Here is a 12023-nt window from a genome sequence, read left to right on the forward strand (position 1 = left end):
ACCTCCAAAGGTAACTAATATGATAAAAACACCCGCATGCCTCCCAGGAAATGGGTTTGCTGGTCATTGTATAAATAATGCGCAGCATCCGGCAAGTACAGGAGATGATTATTTCCAATCACTGCCTTTAATGATGCAATCTGCGCAGGAGAATACAATCCATCGTCCTTACCATATATCGCAAATACAGGAATGCCCTTAGCCACTATTTTCTCAATGACAGGCGTATTATTGATAGTAGAATACTTTTCATGTTTCCAGAACTCATTGCTGGGGGTATCATTACTCAGGTTCGCATAATGCTGGTACAAGGTATCCGCATCCAGTTTCTTATAAATGGCCTGCGCCGCTTCTGTTCTGTGCGGAGTAGCAAAAAAACCGTTTTTAGCAGCCTGTTTAAAACATCCTCTCCTGAACTCAATAGAACTACGATCCAGTTTTTCTAAATTCTCAAGATCCTTTAAACCGGCAGCATCCTTCTTTTCGGAATAAATTTTTTTACAGGAACGGATAATTGTTTGATAGGTCTCCTGCAAATTTACCAGTGCACTCACCAGCACCAGTGCGCTTACCTGCTCCGGGTACTTTGCTGTATACCCCGTAGCCACAATACCCCCAAAGCTAAACCCGATCAGGGCCGCCTTTTTCAAATTGTATTGTTTGTACAAACTATTCAGGTCATCATAAGATTGCTGAAACGTGTACCCGGCATCGGGATCTACGGAGCGGCCTTCGCCCCTCCTGTCGTAAGTAATCACATAAAATCCCTGGTCTGCCAGTTTTGCGGCGGTCGTAGCTTCAAAATTAATGGCATTACTGCCAGGGCCTCCATGCATAAATATGATAGCTGGGTTACCCGCATTTCCAAATGTATGGGATACAATGGTCTGGGCCTTGGCACCACAGGTGCACAATAACAATAGTAAAATGAAAGATCTCATTCGATGTAAATAATTATACTGCAAAATAAGAAATACGCAGAAAGACTTCGCTATCCGCAAATAATATTGCGTCATGAAAAGAACAATAGTTGTGGGGGATATCCACGGCTGCTACCATGAGCTGTTGACCCTACTGGAAAAAACCGGTCTCCGGGATGAAGACCTCCTGATCTCAGTGGGCGACCTTGTAGACCGTGGCCATTCATCCAAAGAAGTATGGCAGTACTTCATGAATCGCCCCAATACCATTGCACTCATGGGGAACCATGAACGAAAACACCTGCTGGGTATTCATAATTACGCACAGGAAATTGTGAAAATACAGATGGGTGAGCAATACCCTTGTTTCCTGGCCTGGGCCATGACACTGCCTTATTACTTTGAAACAGATGATGCTATCATTGTACATGCAGCGATGGAACATGACCTGCCCCTGCATGCACAAAGAGAAGATGTGCTGAGTGGCACCACTGCGGGAGAAAAGTACCTGGAAAAGAAATATGGCGGGAAGACAGGCGATCCTAAGGGTGAGGAATACCAAACAGGCGAACAATCACAGGGCAGCTGGGCAGATCATTATAATGGTACTAAACGGGATTATCGTTCCGGCAGTAACAGTGCTGGCAGCAGCTGGGCAGATCATTATAACGGTACAAAACCCGTCATCTATGGTCACTCCGTCACCGGCCATCTGCCTCGTATTGTCAACAATACCTACGGTATCGATACCGGCGCCTGCCATGGTGGTTACCTCACCGCCATCGAGCTGCCCGGTTTTATCATCCACCAGGTAAAAGTTGAAACAGATCACTGGAAAGAACAACAGGCCCAATGGCAAATACCTGTATTGGAGCATAAAGACTGGGATAACATGGAGATCACCGCTATTCACCGGCAACTGGAAAAACTGGCGTATATAACGCATCCAACCGTAAAGGAATACCTGGAAAATAAAAGAGCTTACTTAACAAACCTGGATATTGCGCTGGCTCAGCTAAAAGAGCAACTCGCCCTGTTCGCCATTGCACACAGCGACCGGCTGCATGAATACCCTTTCAAAACATTCCTGTACAAAAGCCGGTCCGGTACCCTGACTATAGCAGATCTGAGAAAATCGCTCAACACGCCGGCAAAAATAAAACAGCTACAGCATCTTCTTTCTGATAGCCTCCTTATCGGCCGCAGTCACCGCCAGCGATAGGGCTTTCCGGAAATGCACCATGGCCTGCGTACGATCTAATGGCGTATACAGATGCCCTAACAATGCATAATAAAAGTGATTATCTTTCAATGGCAACAATGCAGCAGCTTCAATTGCTGCTGCATTGCCCATTACCTTCGCCAATGCGAAAATCCTGTTCAGCGCCGCAATCGGAGAAGCCTCCAGCAATACCAGCTGATCGTATAAATGCAGGATCTGCTCCCACTTTTCTTTGCTATCTTCCTTATGCGTATGCCAGTAGGCAATACCTGCTTCTAAATGATACTTGGTCAGTATACCGCCACTCGCGCCCTGGTTCAAATAATACGTTCCTCTCTCAATCAACTCCTGGTCCCACAAGTTTGTATCCTGGTCCTCATATAAAATCATCCCACCCTGCTGATCTGCCCTGGCTTCGAACCGCGATGCATGAAAACACATGAGTGACAACAATGCATGCACTGCCGGCACTGCTGTGGGCGGATGCGAAGTCAATAAATACGTGAGCCGCATCGCCTCAAGGCAAAGGTCTTTTCGTAAGGTCGTATCCTGTGAGGTAGAATAATACCCTTCGCTGAATAACAGGTATAATGTAGTCAACACCGTATCCAAACGGCTGTGCACTGCTTCGGCGGAAGGAGCGGTTATAGCAATGTGATCTGCTTTCAGCTTATCTTTGGCCCGTTGCAACCTTTTGTAAATGACATCTTTATTGGTAAGAAATGCATCTGCTATTTCCTGTGCACCAAAACCACACAGCAGGTTCAATGCCAACGCTACCTGCGATTCTTCGGGAATTGCCGGATTACATACCGTGAAGATCATGGCCAGCTGGCTATCATGAATACGCTGATCTGAGAGATCGATATCCATCTCCGTCATATCCTGGCTTGACTTCTGAATTTCCGGCCCTATCTTCTTGGCGAATAAAGCATTTCTTTTAATCTGGTTCAGCGTTTTACGCTTTGCCACGGTATACAGCCAGGCAACAGGGTTTGGCGGAATACCCTGCTGACTCCACAACTCAGTCGCAGAAAGGAATGTATCACTCACAATGTCTTCGGCAGTTTCAATATGTGCAATACCAAAGAGTTGACAGAGTACAGCAATGATCTTCCTGTACTCTGTCCTGAATAAATATGGGAGCAGCTCCTGATCTTCCATTATTCTTCCCTGATTAGCATACGTACTTCTACAGACCCGTTCCATGGTGCATTTAATACAGGGCAGCCTTTACCCATTTCTGTAGCGGCATTTAAATCTTCGGCCTTTACCACAATAAATCCACCAATGGATTCCTTGATGTCGGCATAAGGTCCATCTGTTACGATCTTGCCGGGTTTGATCACAGCGCCTTCGGGTCTGAGGCGGTTGCCATGACTCACCAGCACGCCGTCGGCTTCCAGCTTGCCCAGCCATTCCTGCCAGGGTTTGATGCTAGCCTGTAATTCTGCAGGAGAAGGTTGTGCTTCTTTGGAATTGTCTCTTCTGAAGATCAATAAGAACTCATTCATAATGTTAGTTTTTTTCGGCGAACTGGCCGACTTTATAAGAGCCCACTGCCATGGGTGAACCAAATGCAATGTTCAGGCGGTTATAACTGTTGATCGCAATAATAGCAATTGTCAGGTCTATCAGTTCTCCTTCAGAAAACTGACCCGCCACTGCATCGTACACGTCATCAGATACATGGCCTGTACTCACTTTGGTGACAGCTTCTGCATATGCCAGGGCTGCCCGCTCCCTGTCTGAATAAAAAGGCGCTTCTCTCCATGCATCCATTACATACAGGCGATGTTCCTCTTCACCCATGGCGCGCAGTTCTTTTGTATGCATGTCCAGGCAGAAGGCGCAACCATTAATTTGCGATACCCGAAAATAAACCAATTCTAACAAGGATTTGTCAAGTGGAGATTTTGCCAGGTAGGGGGCGAAACCGCTTAATGCCTGCATAGGATTGTTAGCTCTTTGAAAGTAGTTCAGTCTTTTTTTCATGATTTTGTGATTTTGCCCTTATAACAAACGGGGGTTTGTGAATTGGACAAAACCAATAGATATTTATTTTATACATTTGTAAATCAATAAATCCTATGAAAAAGAGTCTATTTATCACCCTTTTATGCGTAACTGCTTTTTTTACCTGCCATGCCCAACATTTTACCCATGGACTAGGAATAAGTGTACTACATGACGAATCCAGATTTTCTACCAATCATCCTTATATAGGGCTTGCTTATACTCCGGGAATTACCTTCAGCGAAACAAGGAAGTTTGCTTTTTCAGTAACGGCACCTTTCCGGGCCGGCTATTCTTCCAGTTATTTTTATGCGGATACAAATAATATAGTAATCAGTGACGATTGGCAAAGCGTTATCGTTCAACTGCCCCTGTTATTCAATTTTAACTATGGTGCGGGTTCTTCTCAAAAAGCACGTGCACGGGTAGGCTTTTTTGGCGGGGCAGGTTATGGCGTACAGATGCGCTATTACCATGAGAAGGTGACATTTGGGGAGGACATTACTACGGGGTCAACCACAGCGTTTTCTACCGGCGCCGCATTCAATGCTGGTATCAGGCTGGCTGTAGGCAATTCATACAGGAGAAAAAACATAGAGGCAGGCATAGGTTACTTTGTGGGGGTAACGGGGGAAGATCACAATATCATCAGCTTTCATTGCCTGTATAATTTCTGATTTTCTTGCTCCCGGTGTGAAAGCCGCCTGCAGCTGTTTGGGTATCTATTTATGAAAACCGGATCTTATCCCACAATTTATTTGAAACTACCTGTTCAATCACCTGTTCCCTATAATTTCTGCTGATAGGGATCCGGTGTTGCTGAATAAATATCTCATTTCCTTCTATGGCCTCAATCTTATCAATCGCCACAATATAAGATTTGTGTACCCTGATAAAGGCCTGACTGTCCAGATTTTGTTCCAGGTTTTTCAGGTAGAGCAGCGTTACATACTTCCCTTTTACGGTATAGATGGTAATATAGTTCTGCATACCCTCCACATACAGGATATCTTCAAAGTGGATCTTTTCATACTTGCTGCCACACTTGATAAAGAAGTAGTCAGTAGCTGCCTCGGCCTTCTGTACTGTAGCCCTGTTCACCAGCTGGTGGTATTCCCTTGCCTTACTCACGGCCTTAAAGAAACGGTCAAAGGTGATCGGTTTTAAAAGATAGTCCATTACATTCAGCTGAAAGCCTTCCAATGCATAACTGGGATAAGCCGTCGTGATAATCACCATAGGTGGTTTTTGGATGATCTTCAGGAAATCAATGCCGTTCATCTTCGGCATCTGTATATCCAGGAAGATGAGGTCTACGGGATGCTGGTCCATCAGTTTCATGAGCGCCACCGGGTTTTCGCAGGTATCGATCAGGTGCAGAAAATCTATTTCTTTCACGTAATCTGCCATCCCTTCGCGGGCCAGTGGTTCATCATCTATGATTACACAGTTTATCATCGTTTTCAGGCTATTTTATGCATGACGGGCATGCTTTGCAATATAGACAATTGTAAGGTCAGGAGTATGGTAAAAGTGGTGCTATTGTTATTTACGGTTAGTTCATACTGGCCGGGATACATGAGGTCCAGCCGGCGCCGTACATTTTTCAATCCTATACCCCCGTAATGCACTGCTTCTTCGCTGGCTGAGCCGGATACACTGTTTGCCACAGCCAGTTGCAATTCCTGCCCGTTTATCTGCAGGTCAATTTGCACCCAGTTCGGCTGATCTGTATGCTTTGAAACATGTTTGAAAGCATTTTCCACAAAGGTCATGAGAATGAATGGTGCAATGCCCAGCCTGGCATCGTACAGGGACGGTAGCTGGATGTCGACCTCTACATTCGCATTCTGCCGCAGCCTTTCCAGTTCTATCCCATTTTCGAGGTAAGCAATTTCTTTATTCAGCAGGATCTGCTTATCGTTACATTCGTACAACTGGTGCCGGAGCAGATCAGAGAATTTGGCCAGTGAGGCAGAGGCCATATCCGGGTTCTTATGAATCAGGAAAAAGATGGAGTTAATGGTGTTAAACAGGAAATGGGGATTAAACTGGTACTTCAGGTAATTCAGTTCCGTTTCCAGTTTCTCCTTTTCCAGCAATTGTTCTCTTCGCTTGGTCTGCAGCCAGCTTCTGCCCAGTTTGATGCTCATGGCAAGGGTCATAGCGGCAATGGCACTGGGGAGGGAATTGGCCAGTACAATGCCCAGGAAACTGTCTGTATGAAAGAGCTCCTTCACGGTAGTACCTGCCAGCCAAGCGGTGAGATAATAACCAGGTACGATGCAGCAGGCAGTCAACAGCGTGGTTGCTACCAGCAGGATGACATACGTGGTATATTTCCCCTTCTCAAAATACCGGGGCAGCAGGAAGTACAGGTTGAAACAGACCGCCAGTGTTTCCCAGAATACATAAGTAAAATACTTTGGAAACATGGTGGTGGTAAAGATGATGGTAGCTGCTTTGATGGGGTTGCCCACGGCTACCGTCCACCAAATGAACTGGTAGAACATCCAGAATGGAAGGTGGTAAAGTTTGTATTTGTAAAACCAGTTACGCATCAGTTTGAAGTTACGCAAAATGCAGGGTATTTCCCGGCGCTGTTACATGAATGACATGAAATAATTGATGAACTGCATGATTAAGCATAACTAACCACGATCAGTTTTCTACCTGATTTCGTCTGGCACAATTCCTGTAATATTCATACTAAAAATATTGAACTATGGATATTATTATTCAATCCCTCGGATTTAAAGCCAGCAATGCTCTTGAGTCATATATCCGTGAAAAGCTGAACACGTTAAAAACAGACAAAATCGTACGTGCAAACGTTACATTATACAAAGGACCGGATAGCACGCCTGAAAATAATTATTGTGAGATCAGGCTGGAAGTACCCGGACAGGACCATTTTGTAAAGAAAGTGAGTCCTTACTTTGAACCTGCGGTGAATGAGTGTGTGGATGTGCTGCAGGCACAAATTGTGAAAATCAGGGGTAGAAAAGAGGATGGCAACAGGCACCGGGATAAGTCAGATATCCATGATGTACTGATGCAGGAAGACAGTGATAACAATGGAGATGTGGAACTGGAAGATGTAGTTAAATAGTGTTTTTTTAAAGATGAAGGGGTGATAAAAAGGCGTCTTTTTATCATCCCTTTTGCATAACTTAAAGTTATAACCCATTACCTTTTGCGATTTTCATTTGCCGTTGTTTCGCCGGACATTTGTGAGCAAATGGAAAAAACTTTTTTAGACCGGACAGTTAGTCTTACGACAAGGGAAGTCATTTTTTTGCTGGCGTTTGTATTTTGTCTTACACCGCTCATCACGCCCCCGGTAGCGTTATTAATGGGATTAATCATCGCACAGTTTGTAGGGCATCCTTATTTACATCTGAATCATAAGGCAACGCATTTGTTATTACAGATCTCAGTGGTAGGATTGGGATTTGGGATGAATGTGACGAGTGCTATGCATGCGGGGAGCCAGGGGCTGTGGTTTACAGTGGCTTCTATAGTGGGTACGCTAAGCTTTGGGCTTCTGTTTGGGAAGCTACTGAAAATAGATAAGAAGACATCTTACCTCATTGCTGCGGGTACAGCGATTTGTGGGGGGAGTGCGATTGCGGCAATTTCGCCGGTGATCAGGGCAGAGGAGAAACAGATTTCTGTGGCGCTGGGAACGATCTTTATCCTGAACTCCCTGGCACTTTTTATTTTTCCCGTTGTGGGGCATTTGTTGAACCTGACGCAGGTTCAGTTTGGGTTGTGGAGTGCAATAGCCATACATGATACCAGTTCTGTGGTAGGTGCTGCCAGTAAGTATGGGGTGGAAGCGCTGCAGGTAGCGACTACAGTGAAGTTAGCGCGGGCATTGTGGATTATTCCGCTTTCTTTGTTGTCTTCATTTGATAAAAGAAAAGTGAAAGTGCCTTTGTTTATAGGGTTCTTTATAATAGCGATGGTATTGAATACATATGTGCCATTTGTGCAGGCGTATGGTCATTACGTGGTAGATGTAGCCAGAGCAGGGTTGACACTGACATTGTTTTTGATTGGGTGTGGGTTGAATGCAAAGGTGTTGAGGGCTGTGGGTATCAGGCCGTTTGTGCAGGGGGTAGTGCTGTGGGTGTTGATTGCAGGGGCAGCGTTATGGTCTATTGTTAGCTTTGTTTAAAATATAACGCGCAGTCTTTTGGGCTGCGCGTTATATTTTAGCTATTATTCAAACACCGGTTGTGCCGGCAGTGTATATTTTTTATCCGCATTTACTCTCTTCAGGTAATCCATCAGTACACTGAAATAAGCTACCATTGGTTTAGCACTCATATCAGTATGCAGGTCATCTTTCAGCTGTTGCCGCCAATCAATGCTGGCACCGGGACTCATCACCTTTTTCAGGAAATCGCCCACTGCTTTATTTCCCCAGTAATTGGTTGCATGCGGATCCTGGTGCAGGATATTATCGGCAATGTATGAATGGAACTGGAATACCAGCACGCTTGCAATGGAGTAATCGTAATACTGTGCAGGATCATCATTAATGTGGGTTTTGGTCGCAGCATCACAGTACTCCTCTCCCCTTTCTGCAGGCGGTACGATTCCCTGGAACTGTTTTACCAGTTTCCACCATTCGTGGTTGTACTGATCTTTTGGCAATTTCTTAGCGTACAGGTTGTATTCAAACTCCGTCATCACCCCACTGCTCCATGGCAGGCTCACTACATAACTCAATGCTTCTTTCAATAACTTCAGCGTATCGTTGGTAGTGGTATTCTTAGGAATAAGGTTCAGATTTTCGAGGAAAGGTTTTTGCAGGGAAGCCAAACCCATCATCGTACCAAAGGCTTCATGGAAGCCCCTGTTAGCCCCACCGCGCAGAATTACCGGGATCTCCGGACGGCTGTAAGACATAAAATAATAGATATGTCCGAATTCGTGGAGTACCGTGCTCCAGTAATCAGTAGTGGGTGTGATGCTTTCTAAAGAACGAACATCTTTATCCAGGTCCAGGTGCCATGCAGAGGCGTGGTTATTTTTGGTAAACGGGCTATCGGCAGGAACGGGATACAGGCTGCTCTTTTCCCAGAATACAGGTGGCAGTGGGTCAAAGCCCAGGCTCTTGTAAAAGTCTTCACTCTGATGAGCCATCCATTCAGCGCCATGTACTTTGAGAATAGAGTCGATGCTCAGACCTTTTACATCTACCAGGGATGACCAGTCCTGTCCCCAACGGTTGGGCAGCCAGTCGGCAGGGATGTAGTCAGGTACGGGTTGTTTATATTTCTCTGCAAGGGTATAGCGCGCCCAGGTATGAAGTTCCCTGTACAAAGGCCATATTTCAGTTACAAACTGGCGGGTCAGTTTGATTATCTCATCTTCGCTCATACCATATTCGCGGGCGTTATAATCGAAGAAGTCTTTATAGCCCAGTGGGGTAACAGAAGCGTTGCGAAGAAACTGTAAGGAGTCGAGACCATTCTTCAAAGTCTTGCCGACTTCTTTGCTGGCAGTCCATGCTTTTCTTCGTTCCTGGAGGTTATTGGAAGATTCCAGGATTTCATCGATACGACCGGTGGTAACGGGTTTGCCATCGAGGGTAAATTTGAATCCGTAAAGTGCAGACAATTGTTTGTTGGTAGCGCTGATACGGCGGGTAACGATATCGCCGGCAGTAGCGGGGTTATTACCAGCATTGAAGAGGATGACTTCGAACTGCCTGACCTGTAAGGGAGTAAGTTGTTCTTTGAGTTGCAGGTATTTCTGTGCAGAATCAATGTTTGCTTTGCTACCGGTATATGCTGCCAGCACCTTGTCGGCGGCATCCGCCTGTTGCTGGCTCACGGTGTCTCCTTTTACAATGCGGGTATTCAGCGTCCACTGGGCGAGGTTGTCTTTGTAGATGAGGTCCTGGTATTGTTTGTTGTAGCCATCCAGGTAGGTTTGGGCCTGTTGCTGAACAAGCTGGTGGTTGTTGTTGTCGGGTGACTGGCAGGCTGCGACAGAGAGCAGGGCGCCGGTGGCGACAAGGGTGATACGATTCATAAAAGGGTAGATTTTGCGGAGTGAATTTAGGGAAATTTATTTTGTTCAGAGAATGGCGGGGGAAATGGAGAGAATGAACAAAATGAACAGGAAAGAAGGGTGTACATTTGGATGTTGAAAGACTATTTTTATTAGAAGACCAAAATATTAAAAGACAATGACCTATAATCCAACTACAATTGCCAATTATTTTATTACCACGTATGCGACGATACAAGCACCGATGACTGTTAACCAGATTATTGGTTTGACATATTATGCATATGGGTGGTATATCGGTTATACAGATTGTCAACCAACCTTAATTAAGGAACCGCTGATTTGCAAAAGCACCTGCGCTGTATTCGGTTCATTATGGGAGAATATGCTTAACACCAGGGGAAACTTGTTTTACAGGAAGATACCTAATCCACAGGGTAATCAGACTATCTCAAAAGAAGATCAGCACTTTTTGGACATGGTGTGGAATACTTATGGGCATTTGGAATCTGGTGTTGCGAATAAGGCTTTTATTTATGATGAAGATAATCCATGGAAAACAACAATTGTAACCGGTCAATTGATCATTCCGATGTCTCTGGTATATTCATATTTTAAAAATCAATTAATCAAGGCTGGCCAAGGAGCCGCATAATTAAAATAACCAATGAATAGAAATATCATCCAGCGTTTGGACACCCATTCAACTTTGCCAGATGGAAATGATTCTGTCATAGTTAAAGGTAAGGCTACTGATAAAATTGACCCACCAAATTATGGTAATGAGACAATACGAAGGTATGCCACTGACACTGATCTCAGGAAGCACATTACCTATTCCTTTATAATTAATATTACATTCTGGTTGTCTGCTGTAATGAGCGTACTCTATTTTAATAATTACTTATTACAATTGCACTTGTCAGATGCAGTTTTGATCACGCTACTGACTACTTCTTCACTGAATGTCATTGGCATGATGACGATTATTTTAAAGAATTTATTTCCACTACAGGCAGAGAAATTGCTATCTCTGTCTGTAGTGTATTCATATTAAAACAGGGGTGTTTTAAAAAACCCTGTAACATTCATTCTTAAAATTGCTGCACCATTCGTTCCTAAAAGCTTGTAACATTCATTTCTAAAATCGGTGTAACATTCATTCTTAAAATCCTACATCACTCATCCCTAAAATCGCTGCACCAAATACTCCTCCTCCAAATCCAGCTGCGCCAAATGCTTCCTGATTATCTCCTCATCCATGCTATCCTTTTTATTCATCTTCCTTAATATCCGCCGCTGCTCATTTATCAAATCCGTCAATACCACCCGATACCTTTCTATCTTCTTCGACACCCGCTCATTCCCCTCCTCCGAAGCAATATAACTATTCGCAAAAGTTACATCCCCCTCCAACCTCGCCTTCAAAGATTTCAACAAATCATTGGTCTCAATCTCCGCTCCATACTTATTATTCAACAAATCCAAAGCATACGATGCCATCTTCTTCCTCATTATCGCCTCCTGCTCATGCTCCGGCATAAAAAACCGGTCATCCCCCAATTTCAACCACTTCACCACCAATGGCAATGTCAACCCCTGGAATACCAACGTGATCAAAATAACCATAAAAGTGATAAACAAAATCAACTCCCGCATCGGGAACGCATGCTGCTTATCCAACATCAATGGTATAGACAGCGCGGACGCCAACGACACCACACCCCGCATTCCCGCCCATCCAAACACAAAGGGCAACCGCCACCCCGGATTATTATCCGCCGTCGTTATATACCTGCTCACTATCCTTGTAAATACCGATGCCCCCATGGTAC

Annotated in this window: 14 protein-coding genes; 6 read left to right on the forward strand and 8 right to left on the reverse strand. The window is 44.7% G+C overall.

What is annotated here, in order from left to right:
- Nucleotides 1-14: 14 nt before the first annotated feature.
- Entirely contained in the window at nucleotides 15-941 is a 927-nt protein-coding gene (locus ABDW16_RS19630; RefSeq protein WP_343672096.1) for an alpha/beta hydrolase, read from the reverse strand.
- A 73-nt stretch (nucleotides 942-1014) separates the two neighbouring features.
- On the opposite strand from ABDW16_RS19630, the gene ABDW16_RS19635 reads away from it, so the two are divergent.
- On the forward strand, nucleotides 1015-2142 hold the full coding sequence (locus tag ABDW16_RS19635; protein WP_343672097.1) for a metallophosphoesterase: 1128 nt from the start codon (nucleotides 1015-1017) through the stop codon (nucleotides 2140-2142).
- Here the strand turns inward: ABDW16_RS19635 and ABDW16_RS19640 are convergent.
- The 3 genes from ABDW16_RS19640 to ABDW16_RS19650 are packed head-to-tail and all read right to left on the reverse strand — an operon-like array spanning nucleotide 2086 to nucleotide 4137.
- On the reverse strand, nucleotides 2086-3306 hold the full coding sequence (locus ABDW16_RS19640; protein ID WP_343672098.1) for a DUF6596 domain-containing protein: 1221 nt from the start codon (nucleotides 3304-3306) through the stop codon (nucleotides 2086-2088). The two genes, ABDW16_RS19635 and ABDW16_RS19640, sit on opposite strands and share 57 nt — an antisense overlap.
- Nucleotides 3306-3656 carry a YciI family protein gene (locus ABDW16_RS19645; RefSeq protein WP_343672099.1) on the reverse strand — a complete coding sequence of 117 codons (351 nt, stop codon included), beginning with the start codon at nucleotides 3654-3656 and terminating at the stop codon, nucleotides 3306-3308. The genes ABDW16_RS19640 and ABDW16_RS19645 overlap by 1 nt, the downstream gene beginning before the upstream one ends.
- 4 nt (nucleotides 3657-3660) lie before the next feature.
- Entirely contained in the window at nucleotides 3661-4137 is a 477-nt protein-coding gene (locus ABDW16_RS19650; RefSeq protein ID WP_343672100.1) for a carboxymuconolactone decarboxylase family protein, read from the reverse strand.
- A gap of 95 nt (nucleotides 4138-4232) precedes the next feature.
- On the opposite strand from ABDW16_RS19650, the gene ABDW16_RS19655 reads away from it, so the two are divergent.
- A complete protein-coding gene (locus tag ABDW16_RS19655; protein ID WP_343672101.1) occupies nucleotides 4233-4835 on the forward strand; it encodes a hypothetical protein in 603 nt (200 codons plus the stop codon).
- Between the two features lie 49 nt (nucleotides 4836-4884).
- Here the strand turns inward: ABDW16_RS19655 and ABDW16_RS19660 are convergent, their stop codons facing one another.
- Complete coding sequence (locus ABDW16_RS19660) at nucleotides 4885-5616, reverse strand: LytTR family DNA-binding domain-containing protein (RefSeq protein ID WP_343672102.1); 732 nt, start codon at nucleotides 5614-5616, stop codon at nucleotides 4885-4887.
- Nucleotides 5617-5621: 5 nt separating this feature from the next.
- Nucleotides 5622-6737, reverse strand: a complete 1116-nt coding sequence (locus ABDW16_RS19665) for a histidine kinase (protein WP_343672104.1) — start codon at nucleotides 6735-6737, stop codon at nucleotides 5622-5624.
- Between the two features lie 146 nt (nucleotides 6738-6883).
- Here ABDW16_RS19665 and ABDW16_RS19670 point away from each other — a divergent pair, with 146 nt between their 5' ends.
- Both ABDW16_RS19670 and ABDW16_RS19675 read left to right on the forward strand, forming a co-directional pair.
- Nucleotides 6884-7270 carry an HPF/RaiA family ribosome-associated protein gene (locus tag ABDW16_RS19670; protein WP_343672105.1) on the forward strand — a complete coding sequence of 129 codons (387 nt, stop codon included), beginning with the start codon at nucleotides 6884-6886 and terminating at the stop codon, nucleotides 7268-7270.
- 129 nt (nucleotides 7271-7399) lie between these two features.
- On the forward strand, nucleotides 7400-8341 hold the full coding sequence (locus tag ABDW16_RS19675; protein WP_343672106.1) for a putative sulfate exporter family transporter: 942 nt from the start codon (nucleotides 7400-7402) through the stop codon (nucleotides 8339-8341).
- Between the two features lie 44 nt (nucleotides 8342-8385).
- Here the strand turns inward: ABDW16_RS19675 and ABDW16_RS19680 are convergent, their stop codons facing one another.
- Nucleotides 8386-10209 (reverse strand): M2 family metallopeptidase, encoded by a 1824-nt coding sequence (locus tag ABDW16_RS19680; RefSeq protein ID WP_343672107.1) that lies wholly within the window; start codon nucleotides 10207-10209, stop codon nucleotides 8386-8388.
- 157 nt (nucleotides 10210-10366) lie between these two features.
- Between ABDW16_RS19680 and ABDW16_RS19685 the strand changes: the two genes are divergently transcribed.
- Nucleotides 10367-10843, forward strand: coding sequence for a hypothetical protein (locus ABDW16_RS19685; protein WP_343672109.1), 477 nt, complete (start codon nucleotides 10367-10369; stop codon nucleotides 10841-10843).
- Nucleotides 10844-10855: 12 nt separating this feature from the next.
- Complete coding sequence (locus ABDW16_RS19690; RefSeq protein WP_343672111.1) at nucleotides 10856-11245, forward strand: hypothetical protein; 390 nt, start codon at nucleotides 10856-10858, stop codon at nucleotides 11243-11245.
- A 131-nt stretch (nucleotides 11246-11376) separates the two neighbouring features.
- Here ABDW16_RS19690 and ABDW16_RS19695 read toward each other — a convergent pair.
- Nucleotides 11377-12023 (reverse strand): cation:proton antiporter (locus ABDW16_RS19695; RefSeq protein WP_343672112.1); only part of this gene is annotated, 647 nt, incomplete at its 5' end.

It is taken from the genome of Chitinophaga sp. (assembly GCF_039596135.1).
Taxonomy (GTDB): Bacteria; Bacteroidota; Bacteroidia; order Chitinophagales; family Chitinophagaceae; genus Chitinophaga.